This is a genomic window from Stagnihabitans tardus, assembly GCF_009925085.1.
Taxonomy (GTDB): domain Bacteria; phylum Pseudomonadota; class Alphaproteobacteria; order Rhodobacterales; family Rhodobacteraceae; genus Stagnihabitans; species Stagnihabitans tardus.
Map to the genome: position 1 here is coordinate 272,431 of NZ_JAABNR010000001.1, position 18,097 is coordinate 290,527.

General features: G+C 66.1%; 15 protein-coding genes and 2 tRNA genes. 6 read left to right on the forward strand and 11 right to left on the reverse strand.

Features of this window, described 5'->3' with window-relative positions; all coding sequences use genetic code 11:
- The first annotated feature begins 1 nt into the window (after position 1).
- Positions 2–829 carry a 3-deoxy-8-phosphooctulonate synthase gene (gene kdsA / locus GV832_RS01250; RefSeq protein WP_168773121.1) on the forward strand — a complete coding sequence of 276 codons (828 nt, stop codon included), beginning with the start codon at positions 2–4 and terminating at the stop codon, positions 827–829.
- A 54-nt stretch (positions 830–883) separates the two neighbouring features.
- Here the strand turns inward: kdsA and GV832_RS01255 are convergent, their stop codons facing one another.
- Positions 884–1,834 carry a lysozyme inhibitor LprI family protein gene (locus tag GV832_RS01255; protein WP_168772988.1) on the reverse strand — a complete coding sequence of 317 codons (951 nt, stop codon included), beginning with the start codon at positions 1,832–1,834 and terminating at the stop codon, positions 884–886.
- Between the two features lie 267 nt (positions 1,835–2,101).
- Positions 2,102–3,274, reverse strand: coding sequence for a BaiN/RdsA family NAD(P)/FAD-dependent oxidoreductase (locus GV832_RS01260; protein WP_168772989.1), 1,173 nt, complete (start codon positions 3,272–3,274; stop codon positions 2,102–2,104).
- Between the two features lie 116 nt (positions 3,275–3,390).
- Here GV832_RS01260 and GV832_RS01265 point away from each other — a divergent pair.
- From GV832_RS01265 to GV832_RS01275, 3 genes are all read left to right on the forward strand, one after another.
- Positions 3,391–3,465: transfer RNA gene (locus GV832_RS01265), tRNA-Gln, on the forward strand.
- Positions 3,466–3,595: 130 nt separating this feature from the next.
- A tRNA-Gln gene (locus GV832_RS01270) sits at positions 3,596–3,670 on the forward strand.
- A 137-nt stretch (positions 3,671–3,807) separates the two neighbouring features.
- The gene (locus GV832_RS01275; protein WP_168772990.1) at positions 3,808–4,227 is read left to right on the forward strand and encodes a universal stress protein; all 420 of its coding nucleotides are present in this window, start codon (positions 3,808–3,810) and stop codon (positions 4,225–4,227) included.
- Positions 4,228–4,288: 61 nt separating this feature from the next.
- Here the strand turns inward: GV832_RS01275 and GV832_RS01280 are convergent, their stop codons facing one another.
- A complete protein-coding gene (locus tag GV832_RS01280; RefSeq protein ID WP_227754180.1) occupies positions 4,289–4,657 on the reverse strand; it encodes a group II truncated hemoglobin in 369 nt (122 codons plus the stop codon).
- Positions 4,658–4,676: 19 nt separating this feature from the next.
- Positions 4,677–7,028 carry a trimethylamine N-oxide demethylase gene (locus tag GV832_RS01285; protein ID WP_168772992.1) on the reverse strand — a complete coding sequence of 784 codons (2,352 nt, stop codon included), beginning with the start codon at positions 7,026–7,028 and terminating at the stop codon, positions 4,677–4,679.
- 76 nt (positions 7,029–7,104) lie between these two features.
- Here GV832_RS01285 and GV832_RS01290 point away from each other — a divergent pair, with 76 nt between their 5' ends.
- Positions 7,105–7,941 (forward strand): EamA family transporter, encoded by an 837-nt coding sequence (locus GV832_RS01290; protein WP_168772993.1) that lies wholly within the window; start codon positions 7,105–7,107, stop codon positions 7,939–7,941.
- A 61-nt stretch (positions 7,942–8,002) separates the two neighbouring features.
- Here the strand turns inward: GV832_RS01290 and GV832_RS01295 are convergent, their stop codons facing one another.
- The 7 genes from GV832_RS01295 to GV832_RS01325 all read right to left on the reverse strand — a co-directional run bounded on the left by GV832_RS01295 (position 8,003) and on the right by GV832_RS01325 (position 16,530).
- Positions 8,003–8,992 carry a GlxA family transcriptional regulator gene (locus GV832_RS01295; RefSeq protein ID WP_168772994.1) on the reverse strand — a complete coding sequence of 330 codons (990 nt, stop codon included), beginning with the start codon at positions 8,990–8,992 and terminating at the stop codon, positions 8,003–8,005.
- A gap of 1 nt (position 8,993) precedes the next feature.
- Positions 8,994–10,058 (reverse strand): heme-dependent oxidative N-demethylase family protein, encoded by a 1,065-nt coding sequence (locus GV832_RS01300; RefSeq protein ID WP_168772995.1) that lies wholly within the window; start codon positions 10,056–10,058, stop codon positions 8,994–8,996.
- A gap of 3 nt (positions 10,059–10,061) precedes the next feature.
- A complete protein-coding gene (locus tag GV832_RS01305) occupies positions 10,062–11,009 on the reverse strand; it encodes a PDR/VanB family oxidoreductase (RefSeq protein WP_168772996.1) in 948 nt (315 codons plus the stop codon).
- Positions 11,006–11,605 (reverse strand): dimethylamine monooxygenase subunit DmmA family protein, encoded by a 600-nt coding sequence (locus GV832_RS01310; RefSeq protein WP_168772997.1) that lies wholly within the window; start codon positions 11,603–11,605, stop codon positions 11,006–11,008. The genes GV832_RS01305 and GV832_RS01310 overlap by 4 nt, the downstream gene beginning before the upstream one ends.
- 75 nt (positions 11,606–11,680) lie before the next feature.
- Positions 11,681–12,814 carry an aminomethyl transferase family protein gene (locus GV832_RS01315; protein WP_168772998.1) on the reverse strand — a complete coding sequence of 378 codons (1,134 nt, stop codon included), beginning with the start codon at positions 12,812–12,814 and terminating at the stop codon, positions 11,681–11,683.
- Between the two features lie 157 nt (positions 12,815–12,971).
- Positions 12,972–14,735 carry a trimethylamine N-oxide permease gene (locus tag GV832_RS01320; protein ID WP_168772999.1) on the reverse strand — a complete coding sequence of 588 codons (1,764 nt, stop codon included), beginning with the start codon at positions 14,733–14,735 and terminating at the stop codon, positions 12,972–12,974.
- A 448-nt stretch (positions 14,736–15,183) separates the two neighbouring features.
- The gene (locus tag GV832_RS01325; protein WP_168773000.1) at positions 15,184–16,530 is read right to left on the reverse strand and encodes a trimethylamine monooxygenase; all 1,347 of its coding nucleotides are present in this window, start codon (positions 16,528–16,530) and stop codon (positions 15,184–15,186) included.
- 311 nt (positions 16,531–16,841) lie between these two features.
- Between GV832_RS01325 and GV832_RS01330 the strand changes: the two genes are divergently transcribed.
- Positions 16,842–17,972, forward strand: coding sequence for a fumarylacetoacetate hydrolase family protein (locus GV832_RS01330; protein WP_168773001.1), 1,131 nt, complete (start codon positions 16,842–16,844; stop codon positions 17,970–17,972).
- Positions 17,973–18,097: the final 125 nt, after the last annotated feature.

The window sequence follows — 18,097 nt, forward strand, 5'->3', positions numbered from 1 at the left end:
GATGAAAGACGTGACGATCGGCGGGCTGACCGTCGGCAACGACAGGCCGCTTTTGGTGATCGCGGGGCCCTGTCAGCTCGAAAGCCTGGACCATGCCCAGATGATCGCGGGCGTGATGGCCGAGGCCTGTGCGGCCGCGGGCGCGCAATATGTCTTCAAGGCGAGCTATGACAAGGCCAACCGCACCTCGCTGTCGGGCAAGCGCGGTCTGGGGATCGAGGCCGGGCTGAAGGTGCTGGAGACGGTGCGCAAGACCATGCCCGTCCTGACCGATATCCATGACGCGGCCCAGGCGGTGGAGGCCGCCCATGTGGTCGATGTCATCCAGATCCCCGCCTTTCTCTGCCGCCAGACCGACCTGCTTCTGACCGCAGGCCAGACCGGCGCCGTGGTGAATATCAAGAAGGGCCAGTTCCTTGCGCCCTGGGACATGGCCAATGTGGCCGCCAAGGTGGCCTCGACCGGCAATGAGAATATCCTTTTGACCGAGCGCGGCGCGAGCTTCGGCTATAACGCGCTGGTGGCCGACATGCGGTCTTTCCCGATCATGGCCCAGACCGGCTACCCGGTGATCATGGATGCCACCCATTCCGTCCAGGCCCCCGGCGGCCAGGGCGGCTCCTCCGGCGGCGACCGCCGCTTCGCCCCCGCCATGGCGCGGGCGGCCGTGTCCTTGGGCATCGCGGGCGTCTTCATCGAGACGCATGAAGACCCCGACCGCGCCCCCTCGGATGGGCCGAACATGATCCATCTGAAGGATATGGCCAAGCTGGTGCAGCTCTTGATGGACCTCGACCGGCTGGCCAAGGCCGATCCGGTGCGGTTGTAAGGAGGGGGCCAGCCCCCTCCACCCCCGGGATATTTCGGTCAATGTGAAAGGGGATCAGTCCTCGATCCGCGTGGTGCGGCGGCTTCCATCCGGCGCGATGCGGGTCAGGTCGTGGTGGCAGTCCTCGCCCTCCGTGCTCCAGGCCTCGATCTCAACCAGGGCGAAGTTGCGCTCGGCGGCATAGGTGTCCGCAGAGGAACTGCAGGCGCCGCTGGAAGTCATGATGACGATCTCTCGGCGGGTCAGGTTGACTTGCGTCAGCCCGTCGATCCGGCCAAAGACCGCGTGGTCGCGGGAGAGGTCGCGCCCCTCGGGCAGCGAATAGACCCAGATCAGCGGCACGCCGCGCTGACCTGCCCCGGCATCGGCGATCAAAGCCTCGGGGGCGCCGTCGAAATCCAGGTCTTGCAGGTCGAAGGGGCCTTCGCCGGGATAAAGACAGATGTCTTCCCCATTCTTCTCGCAGGCGCCAGAGAGGGCCCGGTCCGCCCAGGTCAGCCGCAGCGGCCGGTCCTTGGGCGGGAGATCGCGGGCCAGGGCGATTTCCGGCGCGACCAGGACAAGGCGCGTCTCGGCCAGGGTCACCTCGAAGAGGGCCGGGCCGCGTAGGTGGCCGTCGTCGGAGGCTTCCGGCGCCCAGAGGCCCGAGACCGAGGCGCCCTCCAGCGGCGCCACCCAGCGGAATTCGGTCAGGCCAAGGTCGAACCCCGAGAGGCCGCCCAGTTCCGCGATCCGCCCACCATAGGCCTCTCGCAGGCAGGTTGTGTCGCTGACGCAAGCGTCCCGTTCGGCCAGGAAGGCGCGCTGGCGAGGTCTTTGGCCCGGCTCCGCCGCGAGGGCCTTGCCGTAAAGCGCGGAAAGCACCCGGTCGGCCAGGGCGAGGTCGGGCGCGGCACAGATCGCAGCCTCCGGGACCGAGAGCGCGCCCGCGCAGGAAAACGCGGGCTCCCCGGCAAGCGCCGCCCCCGGCAAGGCGCAAAGCAAAAGCGGAGCCCAGGGCCTCATGCTATGATCTCCTGTCAACCCGAGGCTTCCCGATCCGGGGCCCCATGTCCAGCCCCGCGCCGATATCGGGGGCCAGATGCAGCCCCGCCTCCCCGGTCCATGCGGGGTGGGTGGGCGGGAGCATGGACCGGGGAGGCGGGGCGGGCCGCAAGCGCCCCGCCCAAGATCGTGACTCCGCCGTGCAAGCCCGGTTACCGAAACCTTAACGCAAACGGCATAACCGTTTTATATCAGCGCCTTGCACGCATTTGCACGCGTGCAAGCGCCTCACAGCGCCTGCCCCGCCGCCCAGCCCGAGGACCAGGCCCATTGGAAATTATACCCCCCGAGCCAGCCCGTCACATCCACGACCTCGCCCACGAAATAAAGCCCCGGAACCCCCTTGGCCTCCATCGTGCGGGCATCGAGCGCCGCCGTATCGACGCCCCCCAGCGTCACCTCCGCCGTCCGGTAGCCCTCCGAGCCCACCGGGGTCATCTGCCAGCCATGCAGGGCGGCCGAGATCCGCTCGACAGCGGCGTTGGAGAGGGTCGAGATCGCAGCCTCGGGCGCAAGCCCCCCCCCGAGATGCCGCGCCAGCCGCTCGGGCATGACCCCCGCCAGCGCCGCCCCCAGGCCCTGCCGCCCATTCGCCCCCCGCGCCGCGCGCAGGACCGCAGCCACATCGACCCCCGGCAGAAGATCGACCTTCACCCCCTGCCCCTCGCGCCAATAGCTCGAGACCTGCAAGACCGCAGGCCCCGACAGCCCGCGATGGGTGAAGAGAAGCGCCTCGGGAAAGGCAGGCCCGCCCTCGGCCCGCGCCACGACCGGCAAGGAGACCCCCGACAGGGGCGCCATCCATTCCAGCTCTTGCGTGGCGAAGGTCAGGGGCACCAGCGCAGGCCGGGTCTCGGTCACGGGCAGGCCGAAGGCCTCGGCCAGCTTGTAGCCGAAGGAGGTCGCCCCCATCTTCGGGATCGACTTGCCGCCCGTGGCCACCACCAGCCTCGGCGCCGTCACATCCCCCCGGGCGGTGGCCAGGGTAAAGCCCTCGCGGACCTCACCGATGGCGCAGTCGAGCCAGAGCTCCACCCGCGCCTCGGCCATGTCGCGCAAGAGAAGCTCGACGATCTGCGTGGCCTTGCCGTCGCAAAAGAGCTGCCCCAGCGCCTTTTCGTGCCAGGTGATGCCCGCCGCATCGACCCGGGAGATGAAGTCCCAGGGCCCGAAGCGCTTCAGCGCCGAAAGCGCGAATCGCGGGTTCTGGCCAAGAAAGCGCTCGGCGCTGACCGTCATGTTGGTGAAGTTGCACCGCCCGCCGCCCGAGATGCGAATCTTCTCTCCGGCGGATTTGGCATGGTCGATGACCAGAACGCGGCGGCCGCGCCGACCGGCCTCGATGGCGGCCATCATGCCGGCCGCGCCAGCCCCAAGGATGATTGCGTCATATGTTTTCATCCGGCCCTGTTAAGCCCGGCCCGGGACTTGGGCAACCGGGTAAAGAAAACGGCGCGGATTTTTCGCAGGACCCTCTTGCGGCCCCCCCGCGCTTTGGCTAAACACCCCGACACGGTTGGGGCGTCGCCAAGCGGTAAGGCAGCGGTTTTTGGTACCGCCATTCCTAGGTTCGATCCCTAGCGCCCCAGCCAATCCTTCACATCACCAATGACCATCCGCCAGCAGGCGAAGTCCGCCCGCCAAAGGCCCGAAAACTCGCGCAGATTTCGCGGGCTCATGGCTTTACATCCCCCGCCCGATTGCCTAAGAGAGCCGCACGGTTGGGGCGTCGCCAAGCGGTAAGGCATCGGTTTTTGGTACCGACATTCCTAGGTTCGATCCCTAGCGCCCCAGCCAATCCGTCCAGCATCCCATCTTGCCAGCACAGAGGCTCCTTGCCCCTGGCGCAGGCGGTTTCCCTTTGACCCAGGTCAAGGAAACAAGGGCTTTTCCGCGCTATCCCACCATAAAGGCAACATGACAGGAGACCTCAGATGTCTGCGAAGATTCTCTGCCCGACGGATGGGACCGATCACTCGATGGTTGGGGTGGCCAAGGCGGCCGAGCTGGCGCGGCTGACGGCCAAGCCCCTGCGCTTTTGCGTGGTGAACATCGCCCATGGCGGGGTCAAGGGGCCTACGATCAGCCACTGGACGCCCGAACAGGTGCGCGAGATCCTGGACCTGGCCGTCACCAAGGCCAAGGGCTGCGGGGTTGCCGATGTCGACGGCATCGAGCTGATCGCCCGTGAGCCGGGCCCGGCCATCGTGGCCTATGCCGACCAGGAGGGCTTTGACCAGATCGTCATGGGCACCGGCGACAAGCACGGGATCAAGCGGCTGGTGCTGGGCTCGGTGGCCTCGGCCGTGGCGGGATCGGCGCATTGCTCGGTCCTGGTGGCGCGGGCCTCGTGACCGGTGGGTTGGCACCCACCCTACGCCATCGGGTGTAGGGTGGGTGAAACCCACCGCTGCCTTACGCATTCACCAAAGCCAGGGCCGCGCGGCGGAAGGCCTGACCGATCTGCGCAGCCTCTGCCCCGGGGATGGTCTCGGCCATGGCGCGGTCCATGAGGCCAAGCCAGGCCTCGGCATCCTCCAGCCTGATCGCGACATGGGCATGGATCTCGCGGAGATTCATGTGCCCGTGGTGTTCCAGGTAATACCGCCGCCCACCGAAGAACCCCGAGAGGAAGTCGAAGGCCTCGGGGCGGACATGGGCCAGCCCATGGCCTTCGAGATGCATCTGCATGATCCGCGCGCCTTCGGGCGCGGTTTCCATCAGGTCGTAAAACCGTGTCACCATGGCGTGAAGCGCGGCCTCTCCGCCGATCCGGTCGATCATCGGGATCACGACAGAAGCCTCATGATTGGGGCCGCGTCTTCTTGGGATCATAGGCCGACAGCGTGGTCAAACGCCCCGGGAGCCGCTTTTGCTGGCCGTCCAGCTTGCCGACCTCGACCTCGGTTCCGGGCTCGGCATGGGCGGCGTCCATGCGCACCAGCGCGATTTGCTTGCCCAGAAGCGGCGAGCGCATGGCCGAGCAGACCTCTCCGACCTGGGCGCGACCGATGTGGATACAGTCGCCATGGCCGATGTCGACGCTGGCCTCGACCTCCAGCCCCATGAACTTCCGCGCGGGGGTTTCCTTGCGGCGGATCAGCGCGTCGCGGCCGATGAAATCGTCGGGCTTGGACTTCAAGGGCACGGTGAAACCGATCCCGGCCTCGAAAGGATCGGTCTGGTCGGAGAAGTCATAGCCCGCGAAGATCAGCCCGGCCTCGATCCGCACCATGTCCAGCGCAGCGAGCCCCATGGGCGTGACGCCCTGCCCGTGCACGGCCTGCCAGACGGCCACGGCATCCTTGGGGTGACAGAAGATCTCATAGCCCAACTCGCCCGTATAGCCCGTGCGCGAGACGACCAGCGGCGCCCCCTCCGGCCCGCCGAGGCGGGCGACGGTGAAGCGGAACCAGCCCAGCTCCTCGATGGCGGTCTGCACCGGGGCGGTCCAGATGATCCGCTTCAAGATCTCGCGGCTCTCGGGCCCCTGGACGGCGATGTTGTGCAGCTGGTCGGTCGAAGACCGCACCATGACCTTCAAGCCCAGCTTCTCGGCCTGTTCGCGGATCCAGACCCCGCCGTAATCGTCGCCCCCGATCCAGCGGAACTGGTCGCGGCCAAGGCGGAACAGCGTGCCGTCGTCGATCATGCCGCCATGGGGATAGCACATGGCCGAATAGACCACCTGCCCCACGGCCAGTTTCTTCACATCCCGCGTCAGGACCCATTGCATCAGCGCCTCGGCATCGGGGCCGGTCACCTCGAACTTCCGCAAGGGCGAGAGGTCGATCATGGCAGACCGTTGCCGGCAGGCCCAGTATTCGTCGATCGGGCTTTGATTGGCATAGGAATTGGCCAGCCAATAGCCGCGATACTCGCTGAAATTGCGGGTGAGCTTGGAGGTCTCGGGGTGGAAGGCGGTCTCTTGGGTCATGCGGGGGGCTGCCTCTGGCGTGGGGCGATAGGCGATCTGCCGCTTGAAGGGCTCGGCGCCGTCATAGATGCGGACATGGATATCCGACAGATACCAGCCATTCGCGGGCGAGGTGTCATCGGGACAGGAGGAGTTCACGCAGACAAGGTCGGTCAGCGCCCGCAGAAGGACATAGTCGCCCGGGCGGCTCCAGGGTTCGTCGGCGTAAAGCAAGCCATGGGCGTCGATCCCGGTGTTGAAGAAGAAGTTGACCGCCATCCAACCGGGGCGGGCCTCGACGCCATGGGGCGTCAGCGCGCCGTTGAAGTTGTCGGAACAGTTGGCATGGCCGGGATAGCCGATGTCGTCGTAATATTTCGCCGCGCAGGCCATGGCGAAGGCGTCGTGGCGGCCGACCGTGTCCTGGATGACCTCGACCAGGGGCTCCCAGTCCTGGTCGTAGTATTTGGCGTGCAGACCCGGGGAGCTATAGGCATGGCCCATGAAGGTGCGCGAGGTCGTCACGTCGAGCGGGCGTTGCAGGCCCTTGTCGAGTTTACGGGCGGAAAAGCATTGGAAATCCGTGCATTGGCGGCCATCGACGTCGATGATCTGGATATAGTCCCCCGCCTTGACGTGATAGGCCTTTGCCGTGGCCGACTTGACCCGGACATCTTGCAGCGGATCGGCCAAGGGCTCTGGCAGGTCATGCAGCGCCGCCCAACCGGGATTGGCGCGCTTCAGGGTCAGGATCAGGGGGGTCAGGGTCGCTTGCGTGGCGGGCTCCATCGCGGCGCCGGGGGCTGCGAGGATCAGCCAGCCCTTCTGCTGCGCCGTAAAGGAGGCTTCGGCCTTCGCGGGGGTCTGTGGCCCGAAGAGCCGCAGGGACTTGGCGCGCCCAAGGTCGATGCCGCGCTTGGCGATGCCCTGCCGCAGCCGCGCCATGCCCGGGCCACCTGCCGTGATCAGGGCGCGCAGACCCTCTCCCTCCTGGTCGGTCCTGACGCCGATCACCGCGCCGTCGATGCGGCCCGCATGATCGGCGGCGAGAAGCTCGGCCTCCTGGCCGCCTTCGGGGTTCATCACGGTCACCTGGTCACCCTGGTCCAGCTCGACCATGAGAGCCCCGCCGCCGGGGATCTCGTAACGCTCCACCCCCGAGCGGCGCTGCAGGTCGCGGGGGGTCAGAATCCGGCTGGGCTTTGGCGGGCCAGCGGTTACAGTCGGAAGATCGAGCATGGCGTTCATTGACCGGAAAATATGTTCACTGATAGCATAACACGGGGTGAAAACCGCGCAAGCACAAGGAGGGGTCATGCTGTCATTTCTGCTGGGTCTGGTGGCGGCCCTGGGCTGGGGGACGCATGACCTGATGGTGCGGCGCATCTCGCCGGGGGCGCGGGTTGGCCCGCAGATCGCCAGTGTCATGACCGTGGCGGCGCTGGTCGTCCTGCCCTTCGGCCTGGCCTGGGGTGATGCCTCGCGGCTGACGCTGGGGGCGGGGCTTTTTGCGGTGGGTTCGGGGGTCGCCTATTTCGCGGCCTCGCTCTGCCTCTATCACGCCTTCGCCCGGGCGCCTGCGCGGCTGGTGGCCCCCGTGATCGGCGCCTATCCCCTGCCCGCCCTGGTCTTTGCGGCGATGGCGGGGGTCTCGCTGGGCGCCTCGGACTGGATCGCCTCGGGGCTGATCGTGGCGGGGGTGGGGATCGTGGCGATCTTTGGCCACGAGGGCGGGGCGGCGCAGAGGGGCGCCCTGCCGCTGGCGGTGCTGGCCTGCCTTGGCATGGCCACGGCCTTTGCCCTGGGCCACCAGGCGACCGAGGCCCTGGACCCTTACCTCGCCCCCACCATTGCACGTTGTGCAAGCGCAGCAACGGCCTTGGGGCTCCTGATGCTGCACCCCGCGGGGGTGCGTGCTGCACTGCGGCAATTTCCGACCCTGGCGGCGATGGGCGTGCTGGACGGCGTGGCCCTGACGGCGGTTCTTGCGGCCGGAGCCCTGCCGATGGCGATCTATGCCTCGGTGGTTTCGTCGCTGTTCGGGATGGTGACGGTGCTTTTGGCCTGGGCGGTCCTGGGCGAGAAAGTCACGCTGAAACAAGGGGCCGGGATCGGGCTGGTCTTTGCGGGACTGGGGCTCTTGTCGCTTTGAGGGGGGCGCAAACCCGGGGTATACCCCGGGCTACGCGGCGGGGCGGGAGCGTCATTGGGTGTTACGGGGTCATCAGCCCCCGGCTGGCCAGGGCCTTGCGGTCGTCGCGCGGGCTCAGGCCGAAGACCGCCGCATAGTCCCGCGCCATCAAGTCGGCGCGCGGATAGCCCACCGAGGCCGCGATCTCGGTCAGGCTCTCGTCGGAATAGAGCACCCTTTGCCGGGCCTTGGTCAGCCGCAACTGGCGGTAATAGCGCAAGGGGCTCTGCCCGGTCTCGCGCTTGAAGAGGCGCTCGAAATGGCGCGGGCTCATGTCCAGCGCCTCGGCCACTTGCGGAATGCGCAGCGGCTCGTCGACATGGGCATCGAAAAGCCGCAGCGCCTCGCGGATCGCACGCGGCAGCGCATCGGCGGTGGCGGGCGCCCCCTGGACGGGGACCTTCTGGCGGGCGTGATCCTCGCGCACGGAGGGGTGCTGGAACCAGCAGGCGACCTCGGTCATGACCTGGGGGCCAAGGCGCTCCTCGACCAGCCGCAGCATCAGGTCGAAGACCGCCCCCGCGCCGGCGGCCGTGAACCGCCTGCGGTCGCGGGTGATGACGGCGGCCTCTGCCGTCACGGCGGGGAACTCGGCCTTGAAGGCGCTGTCATAGCACCAATGGACCGAGGCGCGGTGACCGCCCATGACCCCGGCCCGGGCCAGCGGAAAGACCCCGCCCGAAAAGCCGCCCAGAACCACACCCTCGCGGTCGAGCCTGCGGATCGTGGCAGGCGTCCGGGGCGAGGCAAAGCCCGCATCGGGCGGCGCCAGGAGGTAAAGCTGGTCCAGGTCTCCGGCCCGGTCCAGCCTGCGGTCGGGCATGAAGATGACCTCGGCCGATGAGCGCACCGGGTCGCTCGTCTCGCCCAGCAGGAGCCAGCGGAAGGCGCGGCGGCCGGTGATCTCGTTGGCCGCGCGCAGGGGTTCGATGGCCTGGGTCAGGCAGGCCATGGGAAAGCCCGGGAACATCAGGAAGCCCAAGGTCAGGGGCTGGATCCCGGGCGCGTTCATCTCAATCCTCGGGCCAGATGCCGGGCGAGGTCGGGGCGCCGTCGTCATATTTCGACAGCCATTCCACCATGGCATCGCGGTTGCGCAGGAAGCCCTTGTAGGCCGCGAGGTCCGGATGCAGGTCGCGCACCACGCGGTGCAGGCGGCGGCCCCATTTCGGCACGGTCACCAGGTCCTGGAAGGAGCCGAGGTAGGCGCGGATCGAAAAGGCGATGGCATTGGAGCGCGGCAGGCGGAAGAGCGATTGCAGCTCGACCCGCAGATGCTGCTTGGCGCCGAGATTGGCTTGGGTCAGCGTGGTCTTGGACGGGCCCCATTCCGGATAGGTCTCGGGCGCGGTGTCCAAGAGGGGATTGACCGTCATGGTCCAGTTGAAGCGCCGCACTGGCGCACCGTGTTGAAGTTTCAGAAGAAACTTCAAGGCGCGGTCGAAGATCCCCTTCTCATGCGCCAGGGGCACCGGGGCATGCCATTCGAAGAAGTTCATGCCGATGTCGAAATCGAGGCTCCAGTCGGCCTGGGTCGTCACCATCCCGGCATCGACCCACAGATTGCCATCCCGTTCGTCCTGCAGCGTGAAATCACCCTGCATCTGGCGGGTGATATATTCCATCGGCCCATAGGGCAGCGTCGAAGGATCGAGGAAGGTGAAGCGCTGGTCGATGCCGAGCGGCTTGTTCACCCAATGCCAGTCATTGCCCGAACGCTCCAGCGTGAACCACTGCGGATAGTCGCGGCTCAGGCTCTCCATGATGAGCTCCACGAGGTCCCAACCCGCCAGCTCCATATGCGGCAGGCTCTGGCAGCGCAGCGGATCGCGGGCCAGGACCCGCGCCCGGTCGCGCATCTCGCTGACGTAATGCTCGTCGATGTCGAAAGCGTGTTCCAGCACCGAGCCGGGGCGGGTCGGGACATGGGGCTCGATATTGACCGAATACATGTATTGGTCACGGTCGAAGGGGAAGGGAAAGCGGCGGACGGCGCTTGGGCTGTTGGCGAAGGTGAAATCGCCGACGAAGGTCTCGTCCTTGAAGAAGCCGCCAAAGTCGGGTTTCAGATCCAGCATGGGTTACCTTTCGATCGCAAGAGAGCGGCCTTCGAAGCGGCTCACGCAGGGCATGATCTTGGAATTGCTGGCCTTTTCCTCGTCGGTCAGCCAGTGGTCGCGGTGCAGGATCTGGCCCTCGGCCTTGACGACCTGACATTCGCATTGCCCGCAGGCCCCGCCCCGGCAGAGATAGGGCGCATCGACGCCATTGGCCTCCATCGCTTCCAGGAGGCTTTGGTGGCTGGGGACATGGATCGTCTTGCCCGTCAGGGTCAGTTCCACGTCGAAGGGCGCGCCGGGCTGGGGCGCGGTGAATTCCTCGAAATGGACGGAGTGTTCGGGCAGGCCCAGCTCGGCCGCCGTGGCGCGGACCCAGGAGAGCATCCCCTTCGGGCCGCAGCAATAGACATGGGTGCCAAGCGGCTGTCGCGCGAGCAGATCGCGCAGCGGAATGAAGGACTTGAGGTCGTCATAGTAGAAATGCACCGGCCCCTTGAGCTGGTCGCCATAGGCGCAAAGCGCGGGGTTGCGGGTGGCGTAATGCAGCTCCCACTTGGCGCCGATATGGGAAAGCTGGTGGATCATCGCCTTGAAGGGCGTGATGCCGATGCCGCCCGCCAGGAAGAGATGCTTCTTCGCCCGGCCATCCAGCGGGAAAAGGTTCACCGGGTGAGAGATCACCATCTCCATCCCCGGGGAGACGTGACGGTGCATGTATATCGACCCGCCCCGCCCGGCGTCATCGCGGCGCACGGTGATCTCATAGCCCGTCCGGTCCTCCGGGTCGCCGGAAAGCGAATAGGGGTTCATCCGGCGGGTGCCATGGTCCTCCATCTCGACGACCACATGGGCGCCGCCGGAAAAGGCGGGCAGCAAGCCGCCATCGCGGGCGACGAAACGGAAGCGGGTGATCAGGTCGTTGATCTTCTCGACCTCGGCGACCCGCACCAGAAGCTTGGCGACGCTCATGCGAATTTCTCCACCGGCGGGGGGATGTTGCCGGGCTCTTCGGCGTCGATGCAGACGCCCTGGAAGGCCGCGAGGCGGCGCGAGTAATGGTCGCGCACGAAAAGATGCAACCCGCAATGGCTGCACTGGAAGGGATCGGTGCGCACATTCTCGGTCACGCCCTTGCAATGGACGCATTGCACGCGCCGGACGGTCGAGCCGCGATGCTCTTTCTGGATGTCCTGGTGCGGCACGCCTTGCGCCATCAGGTCGCGCTCGGCCTGACCGATCAGCCCCTCCGACCCCGCGAGATAGCACTGCGTCCCCGCCTTGGCGTCCAGAAGCACCCGCGCGAGGCGAAACAGCAGCGTCGGCACCGAGGCCGCCCTCTGCGCCTGGGCCGCGCCAAGACCCGCGATCACCGCCCAGTCATCGGTCCCATTCGGCCCCGGCGTGTAAAGCACATGGGCCCGTTCCGCGATCCCGGGACCCGAGGCGAAGAGGTCGGCAACGGCCCCTGCCCCCTCTCCATCGGCAATGATCAGATGCGCCTGCCCCGGGCGCGGGGACAGGACACCATAGACAGGTCGGCTCTTGATCGAGGGCGGGAAGCTCATCTTTCGTCTTTCATCTTGGCTCAAATACTCCCGCCGGAGGCGCAGCGTCGCGCCCGCGCGCCCCCGGCAGTCTGGTCACTTCGCGGAACGCCGCTTCTTTTCCACGTCATAGAAGGGCAAGGAGGCGGTCTTGGCCTTGATCGGCCCATGGGTGCCGCAACGGACCTCGACATCGGCGCCATCCACCGCGCAATCGACGGGCAAGCGGGCGATGGCCACCGTCCAGTCGTTCAGGGGCGAATACATGGCTTGCGTGACGACGCCGACCTGCTTGCCGCCCTTGAAGACCGGGGCGCCGTTGCCGGGCACGTTCTTGCCCTCGAGCTTCAGGCCCCAGATCTTGAAGCGCTCTTTGCCCTTCAGGCGGTAATGCTCTTCCGCACCCCGGAAGCCGACCTTGCCGGAAGACACCGTGAAGTCCAGCCCCAGCTCCCAGAGCGTGTCGCCCGGGCCCTCGTTCTCGAAAGGATACATCTCGGAATTGTCGAAGGGGAAGAAGAGGAGGTAGCTCTCGGTCCGCAGCATGTCCAAGGTGGTGAAGCGGCAGGGGATGATGCCCATGTCGCGGCCCTCGGTCAGGATGCGGTCCCAGACCTCGCCCGCGTCCTGGCCGCGCACGAAGATCTCATAGCCGCGCTCGCCGGTATAGCCGGTGCGCGACAGGGTGATGGGCTTGCCGAAAAGGCTGGTCGCCATATGGGACATGTAGGGCAAAGCCCGAACGCCGGGGATGTGCTTTTCAAGGAAGTCCACCGCCAGCGGGCCCTGCAGCGAGAGGTCATGCAGGTTGTCGTCGAAGCGGATCGAGACATCGCGGCCGGTGGCGGCCATGGTCAGCTGCTCATGCCCCTGGCCCGAGCCATGGACCACCATGAAGCTGTTCGGCCCCATGCGGTAGATGATGCAGTCATCGACGAACTTGCCCGCGTCGTTCAGCATGCAGGCATAGATCGCCTTGCCCGGCATCAGGCGTTCGACGTTCCGCGTCGTGGCCCGCTCGATCACATGGCTGGCCGCGTGCCCCGTGATATGGACCTTCTTCAGCCCCGAGACATCCATCAGCCCGGCCTTGGTGCGGATCGCCATGTATTCGGCATCCGGGTCGCCATCATAGCTCCAGGCCGTGCCCATGCCGGACCAGTCTTCGAGCTTGGAGCCCAAGGCCCGGTGCCGGTCGCCCAAGGTCGAGAATCGCCAGGAATTCGTCATCGTTACCTCCCCGTTATCGGTGATTTTGGCAAAGTCTGGCCATGTCGGGGCCAGAAATCAACACTCAAATGCAACTTTATTTCATCATAGGGAAACATCTGCACCAGAGATGAAAAAGGGGGCGACCAGCGCCCCCTTCCCCGCGATTTCAGCGATCTCAGCCCGGCAGGACGAAGAACCAGTCGGCCGCAAAGACCACCACGACCCCGGCCACCAGCGCGAGATAGGGCAGGATGCCGGCCTTCTTCTCGCCGAGGTCGCCTTCCTTGAGGCCCAAGTCCTCATAAGCCTCTTTCGGGAACTTGCCGCCGTCCTGGACATAGTGGCGGAACCAGAAGACCGGGATGATGAGGGCCGCGAAGATAATCCCCGACCACAGAGCGCCGGAATAGCCCCAGACCTTGGCGCCCGCGCCGAGGAACATGGCGTTGACGAAGGCCAAAAGCGTGTTGACCGAGAGAAGCCAGGTCGGCGCCTTCCAGGGCCGCGCGATATGGGCGCTGTCGATGCGGTGGATCCAGCCGGCGTTCAGGTTCAGGAAGTTGAAGAGGATGTAACCGACGTTCGAGATGGCGAGCACATAGAAATAGCCGCTCACATCCGAGGCCAGCGCCAGGAGGAAGACGTTGAAGGCAAAGTCCGTCCACATCGCCTTGTGCGGCGCGCCATTGGCGTTCACACCCGACAGATACTTGGGCAGCCAGCCGTCCTTCGATCCTTGGTAGAGCGTCCGCGAGGAGCCCGCCATGGCGGTCATGATCGCGAGGAAAAGCGCCATGATCATCAGGATGACGAAGATCTGCGTGACGACCTTGCCGCCGCCGATCATGTTGCCCAGGGCCTCACCCACGCCCGTGCCATCGACGATGCCCGCCGCGAGCATGCCTTCCTGCCCCAGGACGCCCTGGAAGGCGAAGGGGACGAGGAAGAAGAAGACGATGCAGAGAAGCCCCGAGAAGAAGATCGCCTTGAACGTGTCCGTGGCGGGGTTCTTGAGCTCGGAGGTATAGCAGACTGCGGTCTCAAACCCATAGGTCGACCAGGCCGCGATATAGAGGCCGCCGATGACCAGGGTCCAGCCCCCGATGCTCCAATCGCCATCCACGCCCGAATAGGCGGCGGTGGGCGGCACCAGGCCCGTGACGTTCATATAGTCGATCTGCCCGGTGAAGAGCGGCACCAGGCCCACCAGCAGAAGCGGAACCAGCACGATGATCGCCAGCCATTTCTGCGCCGAGGCGGTCGAGGCGATGCCGCCATGCTGGATCAGCAGGATGACCGACATCAGGGCCACGCCCACGACGAAGGTCGAGTTGAAATGCAGTGTGCCCAGCCCCGGGATCGAGACGGCAGCGGCCTCCCAGACCCGGAAGGCCGGGGTCAGGGCAGCGACGCCGTCAGCGGTGGCGACGGCGGTGATGGCATCGGCAGGCGCCGTGCCCGCATTGGCCGCGAGATAGTCGATGACCGATTGCGTCTCGGCCGTATAGCTCGCGAGATTGGCCGCGACCCAGTCCAGAACCATCTGGCTGTCGGCCGCCGGGATCGGGAAAAGCGCGTTCAGGATATAGCCCGCCGCAATCGCGCAGCCCAGGGACAGCACGGGCGACCAGGCGAACCAGTTGCACCAGACCGAGAGCGGCGCGATCAGCTTGGAATAGCGCAGCCAGGCCGTCGCCCCATAGACCGAGGTCCCCCCCGACTTGTTGCCAAACATCCCCGCCATCTCGGCATAGGTAAAGCTTTGCAGAAAGCCCATCACCATCGAGATCATCCAGACCGCAAAGGCAACCTTGCCCGTGGTCCCGGCGATCCCGCCGATGGAAAACAGCACCAGCGGCGGCACCCCCGCGGCGACCCAGAAGGCCCCCTTCCAGTCCAGCGCCCGGACCAGTTGGCCCGAACCTCCTTCATTCGACATCTGTCCACTCCCTTTTGGTGGAACCGCGATTTCCCCGTTCCCGAAGTTCGCGGTCTTTGTTGCACGCAGGCAAGGTCCCCTCGACCCCGTCGCCGCGCTGGGGCCATGCAAACATGACTTCGGGTCTGCGCCAAAGGAAATTTTCACGGTCAGGCAAAATTGTTTCCCTTTGCTGCGGATGCGAAGGGCCAAGGCCCCCGGTGCTGAAGAAAGCGGCAGGGCAACGCAATGGGCCCCGGGCGCTTGCCTCGGGGCCGATCGTGACGGCGATTGGTTAATGCGGTGTTAAGCCCAAACTGGGCCACCCAGACTGCGCCGCCCCGGGCTTGACCCAGGGCGCCTCGACCTTGTGGCGCGGGTCGTCCCGACAGGTCGAGGCCCCGGGCTTGCCCCAGGGCGGCGGGGCCTTGGGGGCGGTGGGGCGAACCCCGACCAACCCCGGGCCCCCTCAGTTGCGCAGGTAGGCCTCCATCGAATCCTCCAGCGCGTCCTTCCAGGGCGTGTGGTGAACCGGCGCCATGGTCCCGGTCATCACCGACCGGTAGGCATGATTGCGGAAGCCCATGATGTCCTTCTTCTTGTGCTCTTTCCATTCGAAGAAGGCCTCGCAGGCGCCGTCCACGTTGAAGCTGGGGTAATCGGTCTCGGCCACCAGCTCCTTGACGTAGTCAGCCTGGTAGTGGATCGCGTCATGGGCGTCCTGCCCCGCATCCTCGCCCGCCTCGCGGTCGGCCACGTCCTTCAGCATGACCTGCTTGTCGGTCGGAAGCGCGATCCGCCCCATGATCGCATCGCGCACCCACCAGGCCTGGGCGTCGAACATGTTGAAGGTGAACCACTGGTCCTGCATGCCGAGGTAGAAGAGCTTGGGATTGTGGACATAGACCACGCCCTTATACAGGTCATGCGTCGCCAGCCGGTTCGCCGTCTTCAGCCGCAGATCATCGGGCAGGAAGGGGAAATGGTGCTTGTAGCCGGTGCAGAGGATGATCGCATCGACCTTCTTCGAAGTCCCGTCCTTGAAGTAGGCCGTCGTCTCGTCGACATGATCCAGCGCCGGAACCTCTTTCCAGTTCTCCGGCCAGTCGAAGCCCATGGGCGCATTGCGATAGGCCACCGTGATCGACTTGGCGCCGTATTTCCAGCACTGCGAGCCGATGTCCTCGGCCGAATAGCTGGAGCCCAGAATCAGCAGGTCCTTGCCCTTGAACTCCATCGCGTCGCGGAAGTCATGGGCATGCAGCACGCGGCCCCCAAAGATGCCAAAGCCCGGGTATTCCGGCACATTCGGCGTCGAGAAATGGCCCGAGGCGACGATGACATGGTCAAAGACCTCATCATAGATGCTGTCCTTTACCAGGTCATGCGCGGTCACGGTGAACTTGCCCGTGGCCTCGTCATAGCGGGTGAAGCGCACCGGGTGGCGGAAGCGGATCCAGTCGCGCACCCCGGCCTTCTTCACCCGGCCTTCGATATAGTCGAACATCACCGCACGCGGCGGATAGCTCGCGATCTGCTTGCCGAAATGCTCTTCAAAGGAATAGTCCGCGAATTCCAGACCTTCCTTCGGGCCATTGGTCCAGAGATAGCGATACATCGAGCAATGGACCGGCTCGCCATATTCATCCAAGCCCGTGCGCCAGGTATAGTTCCACAAGCCACCCCAATCGCCCTGCTTTTCAAAGCAGACGACTTCCGGGATCTCGGCGCCCTTGGCCCTGGCCGATTGAAAGGCGCGCAAAGCCGCCAGCCCCGAAGGCCCCGCCCCGATCACCGCCACACGCATCTTCGTCATAAGTCACTCCCTGTTTCCGCACGCGGTTTTTCTTTGTGTCCAGACTAAGCGCCCTCATCCCCCTGTGTCAAATTTTCTCACTGACAGGAAACCACAGGGCAGTTTGCCGCACCATCCGGCGCCCCGGCAGCCAGCTTGCGCCCAGAACTGGGCAGAACCCCCCGCCCCTCGCCCAGAATCACGCCAGTCCCTGCGGAGGTCATCCCGACCGGTCTCACTTGGGTCATCGCCCCCAAGGCGCCCGCCCCGCGACTCGCCCGCTTGACATTCCCCGCTCCGCGCTCTCCCCTGCGGCGAAACAGGAGGCCAAGATGAGCGATTTCCCCAGCACCGGAACCTTCGTCGGCCGCCTTTGGGTCGAGGGGACGGGGCCCGTCCTCGTCCATCTGCGGGCGGGCTGGCTGCATGACGTCACCACGCGGCAGGCGCCCACGATGCGCGACCTTTTGGAGCTGCCCGACCCCGTGGGTCACCTGAAGGCCCTGCCCGACCGGCCCCTGTCGGAACTGGCGCCGCTTTTGGCCGCGAGGGAGAGCACCGGCACAAGGCTCCTCTCCCCGGCCGATCTCCAGGCGATCAAGGCCTGCGGGGTGACCTTCGCCCGGTCGATGATCGAACGCGTGATCGAAGAGCGCGCGGCAGGTGACGCCGCCCGCGCCGCCGCGATCCGGGCGCGCATCGCGGGTATCCTCGGCACCTCGCTCCGCGACCTGAAACCCGGCTCGCCGGAGGCGACCGAGGTCAAGCGGCTCCTGCAGGCGGAGGGTCTCTGGAGCCAATACCTGGAAGTGGGCATCGGCCCCGATGCCGAGGTCTTCACCAAATGCCCGCCCATGGCCTCGGTCGGCCAGGGCGCCAGCGTGGGCCTCCACCCGATCAGCCAATGGAACAACCCCGAGCCCGAGGTCGTGCTGGCGCTCTCCTCGCGCGGAACGATCCTCGGCGCCACGCTCGGCAATGACGTGAACCTGCGCGATGTCGAGGGCCGCTCGGCTCTCCTCCTCGGCAAGGCCAAGGACAACAACGCCTCCGCCTCCCTCGGGCCGCTCCTGCGGCTGTTCGACGAGAGCTTCTCGCTGGACAATGTCCGCAGCCTCACCCTGACCCTGACGGTCACCGGAGAAGACGGCTTCCGCCTCGAGGGCCGCTCCTCCATGGCCGAGATTTCCCGCGACCCCGCCGATCTTGCCGCGCAAACCCTTGGCCGCCATCACCAGTATCCCGACGGCGCCTTCCTTTACTGCGGGACGATGTTCGCGCCGATCCAGGACCGCGACGGCCCGGGCCAGGGCTTCACCCATCACCTGGGCGACGAGGTCACCATCGCCACCCCCGCGCTCGGAGCCCTCACCAACACCGTGCGCCTCGCGACCGAGGCCCCGGAATGGACCTTCGGCACCGCCGCCCTGATGCGCAACCTCGCGGGACGCGGCCTCCTCTGACCCCAAAGGACTCTCGCCCCGCCGCGTAGCCCGGGGTAAACCCCGGGTCAGGCCGCACCTTCCCCCCGAACGCGCCCCTTCCCCTTTCACATTGGCACAAATATCCTCGGGGGGTGCAGGGGGGC

What these genes read in the sequence shown, in the direction of transcription:
- kdsA (WP_168773121.1), top strand. Translation starts at nt 2, where the DNA reads ATGAAAGACGTGACGATCGGCGGGCTGACCGTCGGCAACGACAGGCCG.
- GV832_RS01255 (WP_168772988.1), bottom strand. Translation starts at nt 1,834, where the DNA reads ATGAGGCCCTGGGCTCCGCTTTTGCTTTGCGCCTTGCCGGGGGCGGCG.
- GV832_RS01260 (WP_168772989.1), bottom strand. Translation starts at nt 3,274, where the DNA reads ATGAAAACATATGACGCAATCATCCTTGGGGCTGGCGCGGCCGGCATG.
- GV832_RS01275 (WP_168772990.1), top strand. Translation starts at nt 3,808, where the DNA reads ATGTCTGCGAAGATTCTCTGCCCGACGGATGGGACCGATCACTCGATG.
- GV832_RS01280 (WP_227754180.1), bottom strand. Translation starts at nt 4,657, where the DNA reads ATGATCGACCGGATCGGCGGAGAGGCCGCGCTTCACGCCATGGTGACA.
- GV832_RS01285 (WP_168772992.1), bottom strand. Translation starts at nt 7,028, where the DNA reads ATGCTCGATCTTCCGACTGTAACCGCTGGCCCGCCAAAGCCCAGCCGG.
- GV832_RS01290 (WP_168772993.1), top strand. Translation starts at nt 7,105, where the DNA reads ATGCTGTCATTTCTGCTGGGTCTGGTGGCGGCCCTGGGCTGGGGGACG.
- GV832_RS01295 (WP_168772994.1), bottom strand. Translation starts at nt 8,992, where the DNA reads ATGAACGCGCCCGGGATCCAGCCCCTGACCTTGGGCTTCCTGATGTTC.
- GV832_RS01300 (WP_168772995.1), bottom strand. Translation starts at nt 10,058, where the DNA reads ATGCTGGATCTGAAACCCGACTTTGGCGGCTTCTTCAAGGACGAGACC.
- GV832_RS01305 (WP_168772996.1), bottom strand. Translation starts at nt 11,009, where the DNA reads ATGAGCGTCGCCAAGCTTCTGGTGCGGGTCGCCGAGGTCGAGAAGATC.
- GV832_RS01310 (WP_168772997.1), bottom strand. Translation starts at nt 11,605, where the DNA reads ATGAGCTTCCCGCCCTCGATCAAGAGCCGACCTGTCTATGGTGTCCTG.
- GV832_RS01315 (WP_168772998.1), bottom strand. Translation starts at nt 12,814, where the DNA reads ATGACGAATTCCTGGCGATTCTCGACCTTGGGCGACCGGCACCGGGCC.
- GV832_RS01320 (WP_168772999.1), bottom strand. Translation starts at nt 14,735, where the DNA reads ATGTCGAATGAAGGAGGTTCGGGCCAACTGGTCCGGGCGCTGGACTGG.
- GV832_RS01325 (WP_168773000.1), bottom strand. Translation starts at nt 16,530, where the DNA reads ATGACGAAGATGCGTGTGGCGGTGATCGGGGCGGGGCCTTCGGGGCTG.
- GV832_RS01330 (WP_168773001.1), top strand. Translation starts at nt 16,842, where the DNA reads ATGAGCGATTTCCCCAGCACCGGAACCTTCGTCGGCCGCCTTTGGGTC.